The following is a 16,961-nucleotide window of genomic DNA, read 5'->3' as shown; positions in this document are numbered from 1 at the left end:
ATCCGGAACCCGAGCACGCCCTCGACGAACTGCGCCACGCGCGCCAGCGCGCCGCGGCCGAACCCGGCGGTGCGCCCGACACTTTCGAGCTCGAGGTCACCCTCGCGGAGACCCGCGCCCACCTCGATCTGGAGGAGCCCGCCGCCGCGCGGCTGCTACTGCAACGACGGCTCGAGGAACCGACGCTCACCCCGGACTGGCGCATCGACTGGTACCTGGGCATGACCGAACTGCTGGAACAGGATTACGAACGCGCCTTCGAACGCTTCGACTCCGTGCTGCAAGCCCTGCCGGGCGAGATCGCGCCCAAGCTGGCGCTGGCGGCGACCGCGGAACTCGTTCTCCAGCAATGGGAATCCGATGATCCGGAGCAGTGGCGCGCTTATGCCGAGAACTACTACGCCACCGTCTGGCGCACCGATCGCGGTGTGGTGAGCGCGGCCTTCGGGCTGGCCCGGCAACTGGCCGCGGACGGGCGGATCGCCGCCGCCGTGCACGCGCTGGACGAGGTGCCGCCCGCCTCCAGGCATTACGCGGAGGCGCGGATGACCGCGGTGCTCATGCTGCTCACCAGCGCACCGGCGCACGAACTCGACGAATCGACCCTGCACGTGGCCGCCGCCCGAGTGCAGGCGCTGCCGCCCGGGGAGAGCCGCACGGCGCAGTTGCGGGTGCTGGTGCTGGGCACCGCGCTGGGCTGGTTGCAGGCGGGGAACACCCCGAAGTCCGCCGATATCAGGATCTTCCGCGCTCCGTTCACCGAACGCGATCTGCGGCGCGGCATCGAAACCGGGCTGCGCGGACTGGCCCGCTCCGCACCGGGGCGGACGCACCGCTACGCGCTGGTCGATCTCGCCAATGCGGTACGCGCCAAATCCTGGTTCTGAACCGTCGCATATCGGCTGCTGCACAGCCCCGATCCGGTCCGCCAGAGCGATGGCGGCGGGACCGGATCGGGCCCGGCATCCGGAGGATCCCTGTATCACGACTGCGGCGGCCTGCGGGGGCAGCCGCAGACCGGAAGGGGTCGGCGAGGGAGAGTTCAACCCCGACCGCAGGTGCGTCTCGCGACACGGATTCCGGTGGACCGGAGGAACCGGATCCGGGAACCACTCTGCCAAAGCGATCGTGATGAATTCATGAAGGCGGATACGCCCGGGTCAGCGCCCGGTCATCCGACGAGACGGGCGGCGGCGCGCGCGATGACGAGCTCCTCGTTGGTGGGCACCACCAGGACCGCCACCTCCGCTCCCGCGGGCGAGATGTAGCGGGCCGAACGGTCCTTGGCGGTATTGCGCGCCTCGTCGACCCGAATACCGAAGCGCTCCAAGCCCGTCAGGGCCGCCGCGCGGACCTTGGCATCGTTCTCGCCGACCCCGGCGGTGAAGGTGATGGCATCCACGCGGCCCAGTTCCACCAGGTACGCGCCGATATAGCGGCGCAGCCGGTGGATGTACACCTCGAAGGCCAACCGCGCTGCCGGATCACCGGTTTCGATGAGCCGCCCGAGCTCGCGGAAGTCATTGACGCCGGACAGGCCCTTGATACCCGAGCGGCGGTTGAGCAGCGCGTCCACATCGTTCACATCCATACCGGCGGTGCGAATGAGATGGAAGATGATGCCCGGATCGAGATCGCCGGACCGCGTGCCCATGACCAGGCCCTCGAGCGGCGTCAGCCCCATGGTGGTGTCCACGGCCCTACCGCCGCGGACGGCCGAGGCGGAGGCGCCATTGCCCAGGTGCAGCACGATCTGATTCAGCGCACCGGGATCGCGGCCCAGGAATTCGGCGACCTGCCCGGAGACGTATTCGTGCGAGGTGCCGTGGAAGCCGTAGCGCCGGACACCGTGCGCCGCGGCGACTTCCGCATCGATGGCGTAGGTCTTGGCGGCGGCGGGCAGGCCGTGGAAGAAGGCGGTGTCGAACACCGCCACCTGCGGTACGTCCGGCAGCAGCGCGCGGGCGCTCTCGATGCCGACCACATTGGCCGGATTGTGCAGCGGCGCCAGCGCGGACAGCTCGGCGATGGCCGCCACGACCTTGTCGTCGATCAGCGTGGGCTCGTAGAAGACCTCGCCGCCGTGCACCACCCGATGCCCGACCGCGCCCAGCCCCTCCTCGGCCAGATCGTGCCCGCTCTCGGCGAACAGCTCGAACACCAGCCGCAGCCCGGCTGCTTGATAGGGCACCTCGCCGCCGTGCTCGAAAGTCCTTCCGTCCGTTTTGTGTTCGATGGTCGGCGATCCGGCGGCCACCGGCTCCCCGATGCGCTGCACCACGCCGGAGGCGATCACGGACGCCGAATCCGCGTCCAGCAGCTGGTATTTGATGGAGGACGATCCGGAATTGATCACCAGGACCTTCACTGCGCTGCCTCCTGCTGGGCCTGAATGGCGGTGATCGCCACGGTATTCACGATGTCGGCGACCAGCGCACCGCGCGACAGGTCGTTGACCGGCTTGCGCAGACCCTGCAGCACCGGGCCGATGGCGACCGCACCGGCGCTGCGCTGCATGGCCTTGTAGGTGTTGTTGCCGGTATTGAGGTCCGGGAAGATGAATACCGTGGCCTGCCCGGCCACCTCCGAATCCGGCAGTTTGGTGCGCGCCACCGCGGGCTCGATGGCGGCGTCGTACTGAATCGGGCCCTCCACCAACAGCTCCGGCGAACGCTCGTGCACGAGCTTGGTGGCGGCGCGCACCTTGTCCACATCCGCGCCGGATCCGGATTCGCCGGTCGAGTACGACAGCATGGCCACGCGCGGCGAAATGCCGAACTGGGTGGCGGTATTCGCCGAGGAGATGGCGATATCGGCCAGCTGATCCGAGCTGGGATCGGGCACCACGACGCAGTCGCCGTACACCAGCACCCGATCGGCCAGGCACATGAGGAACACGCTCGACACCGTGGACACGCCCGGCGTGGTCTTGATGATCTCGAAGGACGGGCGGATGGTGTGCGCGGTGGTGTGCGCGGCGCCCGAGACCATGCCGTCGGCGACCCCCATGTGCACCATCATGGTGCCGAAATACGAGATATCGCTCATGAATTCGCGGGCGCGGTCCACCGTCATGCCCTTGTGCGCGCGCAGCCGCGCGTACTCCTCGGCGAATTCGTCGCGCAGCGGGCAGGTCTTGGGATCGAGCACCTCGGCGGCCTCGATATCCACCCCGAGTTCGGCGGCGCGGCCGCGCACGGCGGCCTCCTCGCCCAGAATCGTGAGGTCGGCGATCTTGCGCTGCAACACCCGACCGGCGGCGCGCAGAATGCGGTCGTCATCGCCCTCGGGCAGCACGATGCGCTTGCGATCCCCGCGCGCCCGCTCGATGAGCTGGTATTCGAACATCTGCGGGGTCACCACGCTCGGAATGGGAACCTCGATCTGCTGCAACAGCTCTCGCGCGTCCACCCGCTGTTCCATGAGCGCCAGCGCGGTGTCCACCTTGCGAATGCTGGACAGCGATACCCGGCCGCGGGTGTTGGCGGCGGCCTTGGCGGTCTCGAAGGTGCCCAGCTCGGTGGCCAGGATGGGCAGCTTGGGCTTGAGCCCTTCGATGAGGCGCGCGATGGACGGCGCGGGCCGCATACCGCCGTTCATAATGATTCCGGACAGCGACGGAAAGCCTTCCGCCTCATGGGCGTTCACCAGCGCCAGCAGCACGTCGGAGCGATCGCCGGGTGCGATGACCGCCACGCTGTCGGTGAGCCGCTCCAGAATGTGCTCGATGGTCATACCGCCGATGATCACGTCGAGCGCCTCACGCTGCATGAGTTCGGTATCGCCGCTGTAGATTTCGCCGTCGATGGCCTCGCACAGCTCCGCCATGGTGGGCGCGGTGAGCAGCGGCACCTCGGGCAGCGTCCAGGACGGCACCAGCGCGGCCTGGGCCAGCGCCGCCGAATCGGCCTCGATCTGCTCCGGAGCGCAGCGGTTGGCGATCACCGCCACCAATTTGGCGTGCTCGCCGACCAGCTCGCCGCGGCACAGCTCGACCAGCTGGATGAGCTCCTCGGGCCTGCGGTCCGCGCCCTTGACCACCAGCAGCACCGGCGCGCCCAGGTTCACCGCGATGCGGGCGTTGTAGCGCAGTTCCGACGGGCTGGCCACATCGGTGTAGTCGCTGCCGACAATGAGCACGGCATCGCACTGTTTGGCCATGGCGTGATAGCGCATGACGATCTCGCTGATGGCGGCATCGGGATCGGCGTGCACCTGGTCGTAGGTGACGCCGACGGCGTCGTCGTAGTCCACATCGGCGGTGGAGTGCTCGAGCAGCAGCTCGAGAATGTAGTCGCGGCCGGTGGCCGAGCGCGTGATGGGCCGGAACACGCCCACGCGCGGTGTGGTGGCGGCCAGTGCCTGCAGGACGCCGAGCGCCACCATCGACTTGCCGGTGTCACCCTCGGGGGACGCGATGTACACACTGGAAACCGTGTGGGCAGCCATAGCCGCAAAGCCTACCGACCGTTATGTGCCGATTCGCTGTGGACCAGGCGACACGTGCGATGCACCACAGCCGCTCCCCGATCCCGGGCCGCGCGGCCGATAGGCTCCGCGCATGGTCGGCGCTTCCGGTCTCGACTGGGGACACGAAACGTTCAACAGCCTGCTCTGGATCGCGAGAGCCTTCGTCATCACCGCGATCGTCTTCCTCCTCGGCGCCGCGGCCATTGTGCGGTGGACCGAGTGGGGTCGCATGTTCTGGCGGATCGGCGGCGGATACTTCACCGGACGGCAGAGCTGGCCCGCCTGGGGGCTGTTCGCTGTCGTGCTGCTGCTGGCGGTCTACGCGGTGCGAATGACGGTGCTGGTCACCTACTTCTACAACGATCTGTACACCTCGCTGCAGCGGGGCGTGCAGGCCTACGCCGAGGGCAAGTCCACCGCGCCCGCGCAAGCGCTGTTCTGGCACGCCCTCGCGGTATTCGGCGTGCTGGCCACCATTACCGTGATCATGGGCGTGGTCAGCTACTACCTGCAGCAGGCCTTCCAAATCCATTGGTGGCAATGGCTGAACACGCGCTATCTCGACGACTGGATGGACGGGAAGGCGTACTACCGCAGCCGATTCATCGACAAGACCGTCGACAATGCCGATCAGCGCATCCAGCAGGATGTGAAGGATTTCGTGGACGGGTCCTACGCGCTGTGTTTCGGCGGCAATGTCGGGCCGTATTCGATCAGCGGCAACGGCGTCATCGGCAGCGGGCTGACGCTGGTGTCGTTCACGCCCATCCTGTGGCGATTGTCCGGTCCCATCGATGTCTTCGGCACGACCATTCCCAAGGGCCTCGTTTTCGCGGCCTTCGTGTGGATCGCCTTCGCCACCGTCGTCGCGTTCTGGATCGCGAATCCGCTCATCAAGCTGAACTTCTGGTTCCAGCGGCGCACCGCCGACTATCGCTTCGCACTGGTGCGGCTGCGGGAGAACACCGAGAACGTGGCGTTCTATCACGGTGAACGCGAGGAGCGAGAGGAGCTCGACGAACGCTTCGGCGCGGTCATCGACAACGCCTGGGCCCGGGTGTACCGGCTGCTGAAGTTCTACGGCTGGAACCTCGTCACCCAGCAGTCCGCCAATGTGTTCACCGTGCTGCTGCTGGGCCCGCGCGTCTTCGCGGGCACCACCACGCTGGGCGATCTGCAGCAGGCCGCCAGCGCGTTCAGTCAGGTGCAGGGCGCATTGTCCATGCCGCAGACCTCCTACGACGCCTTCACCTATTACCGCGCCACCCTCATCCGCCTGGACGGACTGCACGATGCCGACCGCAAGGGCAGGTCCCTGCCGGTCATCGAAACCGCCGATACGCCTACGGGTTTGGAGCTCGAACGAGTCCGCGTGAGCAAGCCGGACGGCACCGAGCTCATTACCGATCTCTCGCTGCGACTGCGGGCGGGTGACGCGCTGGTGGTGAAAGGCCCGTCGGGCGTGGGCAAGACGACGCTACTGCGCAGCATCGGCGAATTGTGGCCCTACACCGAGGGTCTGGTGAAACGGCCGGTGGGCAATGACACGCTGTTCCTCTCGCAGCGGCCCTACATCCCGCTCGGGGATCTGCGCAGCGCCATCACCTATCCCGCCGGACCCGGCGAGATCGACGACGCCCGGCTGCGCGAAGTGCTGGTCAAGGTGAATCTCGGACATCTGGGCGGCCGCCTGGACGAGGAGATCGACTGGGCGGCAACGCTTTCCCCGGGCGAACAGCAGCGCGTCGCCTTCGCGCGGATTCTGCTGCTCCAGCCGAAACTGGCCTTCCTCGACGAGGCCACCTCCGCCGTGGACGAGGGCCTCGAATTCACGCTCTACCACCTGGTGCGGACCGAAGCGCCGGACACCGTGCTGGTGAGCGTGGCTCATCGCAGCACGGTGGACCGGCACCACAATCAGCGCCTCGAACTCACCGGCGGCGGGCAGTGGACGCTGTCGCCGGTCGAGCTCGCGGAGGTCTGAACCGCCCGGGCGGAATCAGCCCAAGGCGCGCAGGCGCGGTGCGAGATCGCGCTGGAACAGGTCCAGGAAACGGATCTGGTCGTGGCCCGGGGCGTGGAAGACCAGGTGGTTCAGGCCCGCGTCCAGGTACGGCTTGATCTGCTCGACGGCCTGATCCGGATCGCTGGCCACGATCCAGCGCTTGGCGATCTGCTCGATGGGCAGCGCGTCGGCGGCGGCCTCCATCTCGATGGGATCGGTAATGGAGTGCTTCTGCTCGGCGGTCAGCGACAGCGGCGCCCAGAAGCGCGTGTTCTCCAGCGCCAGTTCGGGATCGGTGTCGTAGGAGATCTTGATCTCGATCATGCGATCGATATCGTCCACGGTGCGCCCGGCCTTGGCCGCGCCCTCGGCCACCGCGGGCATGAGCTTCTCGGTGTAGAGGTCCATGCCCTTGCCGGAGGTGCAGATGAAACCGTCGCCCGCGCGGCCCGCGTACCGGGCCACCAGCGGACCGCCCGCCGCGATGTAGACCGGGATGTCGTCCTTGGGCACGTCGTAGATGGAGGCGCCGACGGCCTTGTAGTACTGCCCGTCGAAGTCCACCCGCTCACCGGTCCACAGCGCCCGCATGAGGTCCACGGATTCGCGCAGCCGCGCGAAACGCTCCTTGAATTCCGGCCACTCGCCCTGGAAGCCGGTGGCGATCTCGTTCAGCGCCTCACCGCTGCCCACACCCAGCATGATGCGGTCCGGGTACAGGCAGCCCATGGTCGCGAAGGCCTGCGCGATGACCGCCGGGTTGTAGCGGAAGGTCGGCGTCAGCACCGAGGTGCCGAGCTGAATGCGCTGGGTGCGCTCACCCACCGCCGCCATCCAGGCCAGCGAGAACGGCGCGTGCCCGCCATTGTGCCGCCAGGGCTGGAAGTGATCGCTCACGGTCGCGCTGTCCAGGCCGTGCTCCTCGGCCGCCACCGCGATCTCCACCAGTTCGCGCGGACCGAACTGTTCCGCCGACGCCTTGTATCCGAGCTTGAGGTTCTTCACCTGCGCCACTCCTGTCGCCTTAGCTGCGCTCTTCGGTGCGGGTCCGGGACCCGCTCGTGCTCGACGATAGTCAGGGTCCGGCCCGGGTGTGTCAGGGGTCGCACCGGTAGCCGGGCCAACCCAGCCCGGGCAAACCGGACGCAAATTAGACTCGGCGGTGTGACCTCCACCGATGAACCGATCCTCTCGTACCTCACCGATATGGACGGCGTCCTGGTGCACGAGAACCACATGATCCCCGGGGCCGACGAATTCCTGGCCGAGCTGCGCAGCAACGAGATTCCGTTCCTGGTGCTCACCAACAACTCGATCTACACCGCGCGCGACCTGCAGGCGCGGCTGCGGCACACCGGCCTCGACATTCCGGTCGAGTCCATCTGGACCTCCGCACTGGCCACCGCCACCTTCCTGCGCGATCAGCGGCCCAATGGAACCGCCTATGTGGTGGGCGAATCCGGGCTCACCACGGCGCTGCACGAGGTCGGCTACGTGCTCACCGACAGCGATCCGGACTATGTGGTCCTCGGCGAGACCCGCACCTACTCCTTCGAGGCCATCACCACCGCCATTCGCCTGATCGAGGCGGGCGCGCGCTTCATCGCCACCAATCCGGATGTCACCGGGCCCTCCCGCGAGGGCATCCTGCCCGCCACGGGTTCGGTGGCCGCGCTCATCACCAAGGCGACCGGTAAGGAGCCCTACTACGTGGGCAAGCCGAATCCGCTCATGATGCGGTCGGCGCTGCGGCGCATCGGCGCGCACTCGCAGTCCAGCGTCATGATCGGCGACCGCATGGACACCGATGTGATCTCCGGGCTCGAGGCCGGGATGCGCACCATCCTGGTGACCACCGGCATCTCCTCGCAGGCCACGGTGGAGCAGTACCCGTACCGCCCCACCAGCATCCTGCGCTCGGTAGCGGAGCTGGTGGGCCACACCAAGGATCCGTTCTCCGCCTGAGTGATTCGGCGCCGCGCCCGCGTGTGCGGGCGCGGCTCCCTCATTCGCTGGCGCGCGGCGCCCTCATTCACTCGGGCGCGGCTTCGAGCGCGTCGAGTGCAGCCGACAGTTCGGTCAGCCCCTCAACGATCCGCGCCAGCCGCTCGACGCCGAGTTCGGCCGTGAGCCGGGCCGCCATTTTCGCGTGCTGCGGATCGATCCGCTGGATCGCGTCGTGACCGGCCTCGGTGACGGCCACGAGCTTGGCGCGACGGTGCGCCGGGTTCGGCCGGTATTCGGCCAGACCCTTGTCCACCAGCAGATCCGCGATGCGCTGCACGCTCTGGCGGGTAATGCCCATCTCCCGCGCGATACCGGCCACCGGCAGGGGCTCGCGCAGCACCGCGCCGAGCACCTGCCACCAGGCCGCCGTGATTCCGGCCGGTTTGGCCAATTCCTCGGCAATGGCGAGGAATTGGCCGTTCAGCTTGAACGAGGTGATCGCCGCCGTACTGAACAGATCCTGTTCCGCGCGGCTCATCGCGCCGCCTGTTCCGCGGCGCGCTTCTCCTCGTACTCCGCCAGCGCGAAGAATCCGGCCGGATCGTTGTCGGCGTAGAGCTTGGTCCACGCCTCGAGAATGTGCGGTTCGTAGATATCGAGCCGCGCGAAGATCTCCCGGGCGAAATCGACCGGCCGCGTTCCGGTGGCCGTGATCAGATCCCCGTCGGTCAGCGCCGGGCTGTACACGAACTTGTCGCCGCCCGAATATCCGCTGTAGGCAAGGTATTCCGCCGCATTGCTGGTGTGCGGGCGCTCATCGAGCAGCCCCGCCGCCGCGAGCCCGAAGGTGGCGCCGCAGATTCCGGCCACCGGCACACCCGCCGCGAGGAATTCCCGTGCCTTGTCCGCGAACGGCGCGAGTTCGCCGCTCTCCCAGGTGTCCGCGCCCGGCAGGATCAGCATGGCGCTGTCCGCGGGCGAGAGCTCGGCGAGCACGACATCCGGGACGACCCGCATGCCACCGGCCGAGACGACCGGATCGGCGGTCACCCCCACCGTCTTCACCCGTCAGGTTCCCGGCTCCCGCTGCCACATCGCGCGATTGATGTGCGCGGTGGCGTGGCCGGTCTCCCAGTCGGAGAAGGTGTCGTAGATGGCCAGGTGCACGGTCTTCATCGTCATGACAGTATCCCGTCATATTTGACAGCAAGCTGTCAACGATTTTCTGACAGCATCCTGTCAACTCAGCGCATGGTCCAGATCGCCGAGCAGGTCCTCGACATCCTCGAGGCCGATCGAGATGCGCACGACGCCGTCCGAAAGACCGATGCTGGCACGGCCTTCCGGGCCCATCGCGCGGTGCGTGGTGGTGGCCGGATGGGTGATCAGGGTCTTGGCATCGCCGAGATTGTTGGAGATGTCGATGATGCGCAGGCGGTTGAGCACCTCGAAGGCGCGCTTCTTGGCCTCGTCCGCGGGGGCCTTCAGTTCGAAGGTGACCACGGTGCCGCCGCCCGACATCTGGCTCTTGGCCAGCTCGTACTGCGGATGCGAGGACAGGAAGGGGTATTTCACCCAGGAGATCGCCGGATGCTGTTCCAGGAACTCGGCGATGCGCAGGGCGGAGGCATTGGACTGGCGCACGCGCAGGGGCATGGTCTCCAGGCCCTTGAGCAGGGTCCAGGCATTGAAGGGGCTCAGGGCCGGACCGGTGTGGCGCATGAGGTTCTTGACGGGACCGTCGATGTAGTCGTGCGGACCCAGAATGGCGCCGCCGAGCACGCGGCCCTGACCGTCGATGTGCTTGGTGCCGGAGTAGACGAGCACATCCGCGCCGAGGTCGAAGCCGCGCTGCAGCAGCGGGGTGGCGAAGACATTGTCCAGCACCACCTTCGCGCCCGCGGCATGAGCCAGCTCGCTCACGCGGCGGACATCCACCAGGGTCTGCATGGGATTCGAGGGGGTCTCGAAGAAGACGGCCTGGGTAGGCACCGACAGCGCCCGCTCCCACTGGCCCAGATCCTCGCCGTCCACGAAGACGATCTCCACGCCCCAGCGCGGCAGGATCTCATTGGCCACCACGAAACAGGAGCCGAACAGGCTGCGCGCCGCCACCAGGCGATCGCCCGCGCCGAGCAGTGCGCCCAGCGCGGTGAACACGGCCGACATGCCGGACGCCGTGGCGAAGGCCGCCTCCGCGCCGTCGATCAGTCGCAGCCGTTCCTCGAACATGGCGACCGTGGGATTGCCGTAGCGGGAGTAGACGAAATGCTCGATATCGCCGGTGAACGAGGCCTCCGCGGCCTCGGCGCTCTCGTAGACGAAGCCCGAATTGAGGAACAGCGCCTCGGAGGTCTCGTCGTACCCGGAGCGCCGGATGCCGCCGCGCACGCCGAGGGTGGCGGGGCCGACGCCCTCGGGCAGCGGCTTGTCGAACGAACCACCGGTGATCATGACTGCCTCCACGGAAGACCATCGGCGCGCCAGCCGGTCTGGCCGCGATGACCGCTCGAATCCAGCGCGCCCTCGAAACCCTCGACCACATTGAACGACGGCGCGAAGCCGACGGCGGTGGCGGCGGTGGCCGCGCCGATGGACCGCTGACCGGACCGGCAGATGAAGATGACAGGCGCCTCCGAATCGGCGCCGCGGTCGGCCAGCACCTGCTGCAGCTGATCCACGAACCGGACATTGCGCGCGCCGGTGGTGTCCACCCATTCGATCAGCGCGGTCGGCCTGCCGATACCGCTGGTGTCGGGCACGCCGACGAATCGCCATTCGGCTTCGGTGCGCACATCCACCAGCACCGCATCCGGATTGTCCCGCAACAGTTCCCACGCCTGCTTCGGCGTGATGTCACCCGCGTAGCTCACTTCGAACCTCCTGTGGATCCGCACTTGCCGCACCATCTTTCTGGTGCGCGGCCAGGTCGTCACCCGGAGCACCCCACCGCGGAGGAGGGTTGCCGACCAGCCAGCCGGGGCTTGACGCTGGTACTCATGACCTGGGATGAGATTGCCTGGGCCGGAGCCCGGCTGTCAAACCCTTCAGTCGCACACCAGCCAGCGGCTGCCGGACTTGCTGAACTTCCAGGTCGAGGTCTGTTCCGCGCCATCGGCCTTGAAGGTGACCCGTGCGGTCGCGCGGTCGCCGTCGACGACCGGCTCGTCGAGTCCCACGAATTCGAACCGGACGCCCTCGTCGCGGGGGTTGCTCAACGGTGAGCGGTTCTCGTCGAAGCCCTGGCAGACCGTAGTGGGATCCAGTACGTCGGTGCCGCTGCGGGATTGGGTGAAGGCGCTGGCGGCCACCGCGAGCCGATCCCTATCTGTGACATTCTTCTCAACCGGCGAAACCAGGGCAGCGACCACAATGCCCAGGATGACCACCAGGATTACGGCCGCGGCCAACAGGAACGGCCAGAGCGAACGAGTTTCGCTCTGGCTGATTTTAATTGGCTGATCGGAGTGGCCGTCATCGCTCATGACTAGATCATGCCTGGTCGGGGTGGGTGTCAATACCCCGACACCGGGTACTCGCGCAGAGGAGGGGCCGCCGCGTGCCGCCGTACCGACGCGGGGGACAATCCAGGCGCACGATTAGAATCGGCACAATTCCCGCGAAATTCCGGGAATTACCAGAAACTACGCAGCAATGCTGCAGCGGCGGGGGTTCCAATCCAGGCACCGCCCGCAGGCAGGGCGTCAACTTAGCCTAAGCTAAGAATGACGGCCGAGGCCGACGACTACGTAGCTCCAACCAAAGGGTGCGCATAAGAATGACCGAACAGAGTGCAGCGACCCGCCCGCTCCGCATTGCGATCGTGGGCGCCGGCCCCGCGGGCATCTATGCCGCCGACGCGTTGATGAAATCCGACGCCGAGGTGAGCATCGACCTGTACGAGCGGATGCCCGCCCCGTTCGGTCTGATCCGCTACGGCGTCGCCCCCGACCACCCGCGCATCAAGGGCATCATCACCGCCCTGCACAAGGTGCTCGACAAGCCGCAGGTGCGACTGCTGGGCAATATCGACTACGGCGTCGACATCACCCTCGAGGACCTGCAGAGCTTCTACGACGCGGTCATCTTCTCCACCGGCGCCAATGCCGACCGCGCCCTGGAGATTCCGGGCATCGAGCTGGACGGCTCCTACGGCGCCGCCGACTTCGTGTCCTGGTACGACGGGCACCCGGACGTGCCGCGCAGCTGGCCCCTCGACGCCGAGAAGGTCGCCGTGCTCGGCGTCGGCAATGTCGCCCTGGACGTGGCGCGCGTGCTGGCCAAGACCGGTGACGAACTGCTGCCGACCGAGATCCCGCCGAACGTCTACGACGGGCTCAAGGCCAACAAGGCCCTCGAGGTGCACGTATTCGGCCGCCGCGGTCCCGCCCAGGCCAAGTTCACGCCCCTGGAGCTGCGCGAGCTCGATCATTCGCCGACCATCGAGGTCATCGTCGATCCCGAGGACATCGACTACGACGAGGGCTCGGGAGCGGCGCGCCGCCATTCCAAGCAGGTCGACATGATCTGCAACACCCTCGAGCAGTGGGCCATCCGCGATGTCGGCAATCGCCCGCACAAGCTGTTCCTGCACTTCTTCGAATCCCCCGCCGAGATCGTGGGCGAGGACGGCAAGGTCGTCGGCCTGCGCACCGAGCGCACCCAACTCGACGGCACCGGCAACTGCAAGGGCACCGGCGAATACAAGGACTGGGACATCCAGGCCGTGTACCGCGCGGTCGGCTACCTGTCGCAGAACATCCCGCCGCTGCCGTTCGACGATCAGGCGAGCACCGTGCCCAACGAGGCTGGTCGCGTGCTCATCGACGAGGATGCCGACGGCGGCGCGCGCTACATGCCGCAGACCTATGTCACCGGCTGGATCAAGCGCGGCCCGGTCGGCCTCATCGGCCACACCAAGGGCGATGCCAACGAGACCATCGCCTGCCTGCTCGACGACGCCCCGAACTTCACCCCGGCCGCCAAGCCAGAGCTCGAGGCCGTGACCGAGTTCCTGGAGGCCAAGGGCATTCCGTTCACCACCTGGGCCGGTTGGTACCGCCTGGACGCGCACGAGCGCGCCTTGGGCGAGCCGGAAGGCCGCGAGCGGGTGAAGGTCGTGGAGCGCGAGGACATGCTGCGCGCCAGCGAGCCAGACAAGGTCGGCAACTAGTCCATCCCCTGACCTGGCCCAATAAGTCAGGTGGACAAGGGCTTCGGCACTTGTCACCGTTCTGAGGCATGCTGATCAGGTGTTCGATGCCCATGTCCACATCATCGATCCGCGGTTCCCGCTGATCGAAAACGAAGGCTACCTGCCCGACCCGTACACCATCGGCGACTATCGCGCGCGCATGGCGCGCTTCGATATCGACGGCGGGGCCGTGGTCAGCGGGTCCTTCCAGGGCACCGATCAGAGCTATCTACGCGCCGCCCTCGCCGAACTCGGCGAGGGCTGGGTGGGCGTCACCAATCTGCATGTGGACGCCACCGACGCGGAAATCATGGCGCTGGACGGCGCGGGCGTGCGCGCTGTCCGGTTCAATCTCAAGCGGGCGGCCCTGGACATCGTCGGGCTCACCATGCTGGCGCTGCGGGCCTACGATCTGGTCGGCTGGCATGTGGAGCTGTACATCGACGGGTCCATGCTCGGCTCGCTGGAGCCGGTCATCTCCAAACTGCCCACCCTGGCCATCGATCACATGGGCATGAGCGACGACTGCCTGCCGTACCTGCTGAATCTGGTGGATCGCGGATCCAAGGTGAAGGCGTCCGGCTTCGGGCGGGTGTCGATGAATGTGGGGCAGGCGCTGCGCAAGATCCACGCGGTGAATCCGGAGGCGCTCATGTTCGGCTCCGATCTGCCGGGCACCCGCGCCGGGCGGCCGTTCCGCGATACCGATATCGAGGTGATCGCGGACGCGGTCGGCACCGATCTGCACAAGGTGCTGGAGGACAATGCGCGGGCGTTCTACCGACTGCCCGCCAAGGAACGGCGGCTCGAGGATCCCACGCCGACCCGCCCGCTCTACACCGCGGACTCGCCGACCTTGCGGCTGCACCGCTCCGAACTGCCGAAACCGCCTCCGGCACTGCCGGATACGATTCCGCTGCCGATCATCGACGGTTAGACGGCCACCACGCCCGCGACCCAGACGGCCGTGGCGAACAGGGCCCCGAGCAGCTCGATGAGCAAGGACAGGCCGACGCCCTTCAGGGCGTGCTTGGTGGACTCCCAGGCGGGCCGCTGCACGCGCAGCCGTTGCAGTTCCGAAAGACAAACGCCCAGGACGAATCCCAGGAACAGGCCGACGATCGGGACCACGAAGAACCCGATGATGCCGAGCACCGCGCCGAGGAACAGTGACCGGTTGGAGACGCCCGCTTCGCGCAGCTTGGCGCCCGGCCAGGTGTACTTGACGATGCCGCTGATCACCAGAAGCGTTGCGCAGACGGCGAACACCACCCAGGCGGTGGCGCCGCCGGTCATGATCGCCCACACCAGCACGGCGGCGAAAATGAGAATGACGCCCGGCAGGATGGGCACCACGATGCCGACCAGGCCGATGAGAATCGCGAGGCCGACCAGTGCCTCACCCAGTGCGCTCACTCCAGTGTCCTTCGCTCGATGGCTTACCGGCATTCTGGCCCACGGCCACCGCGAACGCGTCGGCCACCGGGAGCATATTCACCCGCACACCACCCCGACGTCACCCTGAATGTCCGCCGATCGGCGGGTGGCCCCGCGCCCGGTATGTCCCTACGCTGCTGCGGTGAGTGTGATTCGTGTGGTCATCATCGATGACGAGGCGCTGGTGCGTTCCGGGTTCGAGCTCATTCTCGGCGCCGCGCCCGATATCGAGATCGCGGGCACCAGTTCGGGCGGCGGCGCGATGGCCCTCATCGACGAAGTGCGCCCGGATGTGGTGCTGCTCGATATCCGCATGCCCGATATCGACGGGCTCACCATCCTGCACCGGCTGCGCGCCCTGCCCGAGCCGCCCACGGTGGCCATGCTGACCACCTTCGACACCGACGAATACATTGTCACCGCACTGCGTTCGGGCGCCGCGGGATTCCTGCTCAAGGACACCGAACCGGAGCAGCTGGCGCAACTGGTCCGGACGCTGGCCGCCGGGGGCGTGGTGCTGTCGCCGCAGGCGGCGGCCACACTGCTGCACGGCGATACCGAACTGGGCCGCATGGCCGCGACCGACGCCGAGGTGGCGCGCCTGGACGGGCTGACCGGACGCGAGCGCGAGGTGCTGGTCCTGCTGGCGGAGGGGCTGTCCAATACCGAGATCGGACAACGCATCTATCTGAACGTGGGCACCGTCAAGGATCACGTGAGCGCCGTGCTGACCAAACTGCGGGTGCACAGCCGCGTCCAGGCCGCCCTGGTCGCACAGCGCGGCGGCTTGCTGCGCGCGGGCGGGCGCGCGCGATGGTGAGGTTCGCCCGCCCGCCGCGCTGGCTGCTCGAGGTCGCGGTGCTGGGTGCGGCGGTGGCCGAGGCGTGGCTCGACCACGAGTGGTACTCCCCGGCCGCCTGCGCGGCGGCGATCACCGCCTGCCTCGCGCTGCTGCTGCGGCGGCGGTGGCCGATCCTGGCGTTCCTGCTCACCGTGCCCGCGACCGGCCTGACCATCATGGTCGTGGCGCCCGGCGTGGCACTGTTCAATCTCGCCCTGCACACCCGGAATCGGCTGCTGCTCTTCGCCTGTACGGGCACGTCGATCCTGGCGGCCGCCGTCACCTGGCTGCCGATCGATCAGGCCGATCGCACCGATGCGCTCGTCGATCTGGTCTATCTGACCGCCTGGGCGGCCGCCCCGGCGCTGTTCGGCCAGCTGGTCCGCACCCGTGACGAACTGTCGGGGCGGCTCGCGGAGATCGAGGAGGCCCGCGATCAGGAGCGGCTGCTGCACGCGCAGGCGGTGCTGGCCCGGGAACGCGCGCAGATCGGGCGGGAAATGCACGATGTGGTGTCGCATCAGGTGAGCCTGATCGCCGTCCGCGCCGGTGCGCTCATGGTCTCGGCACGCGATGCCGATACCCGCGAGGCCGCCGAGACCATCCGCATGCTGAGTGTCGGAACCCTCGATGAGCTGCGACATCTGGTGACCCTGCTGCGCGCCTCGGGCAGCCGCGGCACGGAGCTGACGCCACAGCCGACCCTGGCGGATCTGCATACGCTGGTCGGCGCCTGTGGAATTCCCGCACAGGTCAGCGGCAGCCTGCCCGGCGAGATCACCGGCGCGGCGCAGCGGGCCATCTATCGCACGGTGCAGGAGGCGCTGACCAATGTGCGCAAACACGCGCCGGGCGCCAGCGCGGAGATTCGATTGTGGTCCGGGGCAACGGAATTCGGAGTGACGATCCGCAACGGCGCGCCCACTCGCGCCGCCATCCCGCTCCCCGGTTCGGGTCACGGGCTCATCGGTTTGTCCGAGCGCGCCGAATTGCTGCACGGACGGCTGGTGAGCCGACCGGCGGCCGACGGCGGCTTCCGGGTCGAATTGCACCTGCCCCGAAACTGA

Annotated in this window: 15 protein-coding genes, 1 pseudogene and 1 riboswitch; of the genes and pseudogenes, 7 read left to right on the top strand and 9 right to left on the bottom strand. The window is 67.6% G+C overall.

Annotation, left to right across the window (positions count from 1 at the left end; translation table 11 throughout):
- Window positions 1-887 (top strand): tetratricopeptide repeat protein (locus tag NC4_RS33705; protein WP_281186563.1); only part of this gene is annotated, 887 nt, incomplete at its 5' end.
- 284 nt (window positions 888-1,171) lie between these two features.
- Here the strand turns inward: NC4_RS33705 and NC4_RS33700 are convergent.
- Both NC4_RS33700 and pta read right to left on the bottom strand, forming a co-directional pair.
- Complete coding sequence (locus tag NC4_RS33700; protein ID WP_067546863.1) at window positions 1,172-2,368, bottom strand: acetate kinase; 1,197 nt, start codon at window positions 2,366-2,368, stop codon at window positions 1,172-1,174.
- Window positions 2,365-4,449 (bottom strand): phosphate acetyltransferase, encoded by a 2,085-nt coding sequence (pta, locus tag NC4_RS33695; RefSeq protein WP_067546860.1) that lies wholly within the window; start codon window positions 4,447-4,449, stop codon window positions 2,365-2,367. Before pta ends, NC4_RS33700 begins: the two co-directional genes overlap by 4 nt.
- Window positions 4,450-4,561: 112 nt before the next feature.
- On the opposite strand from pta, the gene NC4_RS33690 reads away from it, so the two are divergent.
- A complete protein-coding gene (locus NC4_RS33690) occupies window positions 4,562-6,454 on the top strand; it encodes an ABC transporter ATP-binding protein/permease (RefSeq protein ID WP_067546857.1) in 1,893 nt (630 codons plus the stop codon).
- A gap of 15 nt (window positions 6,455-6,469) precedes the next feature.
- On the opposite strand, the gene fgd is transcribed toward NC4_RS33690, so the two are convergent.
- The gene (fgd, locus tag NC4_RS33685; protein WP_067546917.1) at window positions 6,470-7,480 is read right to left on the bottom strand and encodes a glucose-6-phosphate dehydrogenase (coenzyme-F420); all 1,011 of its coding nucleotides are present in this window, start codon (window positions 7,478-7,480) and stop codon (window positions 6,470-6,472) included.
- A 159-nt stretch (window positions 7,481-7,639) separates the two neighbouring features.
- On the opposite strand from fgd, the gene NC4_RS33680 reads away from it, so the two are divergent.
- The gene (locus NC4_RS33680) at window positions 7,640-8,440 is read left to right on the top strand and encodes an HAD-IIA family hydrolase (protein ID WP_067546853.1); all 801 of its coding nucleotides are present in this window, start codon (window positions 7,640-7,642) and stop codon (window positions 8,438-8,440) included.
- Window positions 8,441-8,507: 67 nt separating this feature from the next.
- On the opposite strand, the gene NC4_RS33675 is transcribed toward NC4_RS33680, so the two are convergent.
- The 5 genes and pseudogenes from NC4_RS33675 to NC4_RS33655 form a co-directional block, all read right to left on the bottom strand.
- Entirely contained in the window at window positions 8,508-8,960 is a 453-nt protein-coding gene (locus NC4_RS33675) for a MarR family winged helix-turn-helix transcriptional regulator (protein WP_067546850.1), read from the bottom strand.
- Window positions 8,957-9,598 (bottom strand): annotated as a pseudogene (locus NC4_RS33670) (DJ-1/PfpI family protein). Before NC4_RS33670 ends, NC4_RS33675 begins: the two are co-directional and overlap by 4 nt.
- 63 nt (window positions 9,599-9,661) lie before the next feature.
- Window positions 9,662-10,876 (bottom strand): O-succinylhomoserine sulfhydrylase, encoded by a 1,215-nt coding sequence (locus tag NC4_RS33665; RefSeq protein WP_067546847.1) that lies wholly within the window; start codon window positions 10,874-10,876, stop codon window positions 9,662-9,664.
- A complete protein-coding gene (locus NC4_RS33660; RefSeq protein ID WP_067546844.1) occupies window positions 10,873-11,295 on the bottom strand; it encodes a rhodanese-like domain-containing protein in 423 nt (140 codons plus the stop codon). The genes NC4_RS33665 and NC4_RS33660 overlap by 4 nt, the downstream gene beginning before the upstream one ends.
- A 15-nt stretch (window positions 11,296-11,310) precedes the next feature.
- A riboswitch (SAM riboswitch) is annotated at window positions 11,311-11,427 on the bottom strand.
- 42 nt (window positions 11,428-11,469) lie between these two features.
- A complete protein-coding gene (locus tag NC4_RS33655) occupies window positions 11,470-11,907 on the bottom strand; it encodes an Rv0361 family membrane protein (RefSeq protein WP_084530022.1) in 438 nt (145 codons plus the stop codon).
- A gap of 293 nt (window positions 11,908-12,200) precedes the next feature.
- Here NC4_RS33655 and NC4_RS33650 point away from each other — a divergent pair, with 293 nt between their 5' ends.
- Together NC4_RS33650 and NC4_RS33645 are read left to right on the top strand one after the other, a co-directional pair.
- Window positions 12,201-13,595: an FAD-dependent oxidoreductase gene (locus NC4_RS33650; protein ID WP_067546841.1), complete on the top strand. Its 1,395-nt coding sequence runs from the start codon at window positions 12,201-12,203 to the stop codon at window positions 13,593-13,595.
- A 79-nt stretch (window positions 13,596-13,674) separates the two neighbouring features.
- Window positions 13,675-14,553 (top strand): amidohydrolase family protein, encoded by an 879-nt coding sequence (locus tag NC4_RS33645; RefSeq protein WP_067546838.1) that lies wholly within the window; start codon window positions 13,675-13,677, stop codon window positions 14,551-14,553.
- Here NC4_RS33645 and NC4_RS33640 read toward each other — a convergent pair.
- Entirely contained in the window at window positions 14,550-15,065 is a 516-nt protein-coding gene (locus NC4_RS33640) for a DUF456 domain-containing protein (protein ID WP_439957580.1), read from the bottom strand. The genes NC4_RS33645 and NC4_RS33640 overlap by 4 nt on opposite strands.
- 130 nt (window positions 15,066-15,195) lie before the next feature.
- Between NC4_RS33640 and NC4_RS33635 the strand changes: the two genes are divergently transcribed.
- Together NC4_RS33635 and NC4_RS33630 are read left to right on the top strand one after the other, a co-directional pair.
- A complete protein-coding gene (locus NC4_RS33635) occupies window positions 15,196-15,873 on the top strand; it encodes a response regulator (RefSeq protein WP_245722109.1) in 678 nt (225 codons plus the stop codon).
- A complete protein-coding gene (locus tag NC4_RS33630) occupies window positions 15,867-16,961 on the top strand; it encodes a sensor histidine kinase (RefSeq protein WP_067546829.1) in 1,095 nt (364 codons plus the stop codon). The genes NC4_RS33635 and NC4_RS33630 overlap by 7 nt, the downstream gene beginning before the upstream one ends.

Origin of the sequence: Nocardia crassostreae (assembly GCF_001613405.1) — a bacterium.
GTDB lineage: Bacteria > Actinomycetota > Actinomycetes > Mycobacteriales > Mycobacteriaceae > Nocardia > Nocardia crassostreae.
Note: the sequence above shows the minus strand (reverse complement) of the source record. Positions and strands in the feature narration are given on the sequence as shown.

Bases quoted from the DNA above. Each gene is read 5' to 3' on its own strand.
- pta (WP_067546860.1), bottom strand. From the start codon at position 4,449: ATGGCTGCCCACACGGTTTCCAGTGTGTACATCGCGTCCCCCGAGGGT.
- NC4_RS33690 (WP_067546857.1), top strand. From the start codon at position 4,562: ATGGTCGGCGCTTCCGGTCTCGACTGGGGACACGAAACGTTCAACAGC.
- NC4_RS33675 (WP_067546850.1), bottom strand. From the start codon at position 8,960: ATGAGCCGCGCGGAACAGGATCTGTTCAGTACGGCGGCGATCACCTCG.
- NC4_RS33665 (WP_067546847.1), bottom strand. From the start codon at position 10,876: ATGATCACCGGTGGTTCGTTCGACAAGCCGCTGCCCGAGGGCGTCGGC.
- NC4_RS33655 (WP_084530022.1), bottom strand. From the start codon at position 11,907: ATGAGCGATGACGGCCACTCCGATCAGCCAATTAAAATCAGCCAGAGC.
- NC4_RS33650 (WP_067546841.1), top strand. From the start codon at position 12,201: ATGACCGAACAGAGTGCAGCGACCCGCCCGCTCCGCATTGCGATCGTG.
- NC4_RS33640 (WP_439957580.1), bottom strand. From the start codon at position 15,065: ATGCCGGTAAGCCATCGAGCGAAGGACACTGGAGTGAGCGCACTGGGT.
- NC4_RS33630 (WP_067546829.1), top strand. From the start codon at position 15,867: ATGGTGAGGTTCGCCCGCCCGCCGCGCTGGCTGCTCGAGGTCGCGGTG.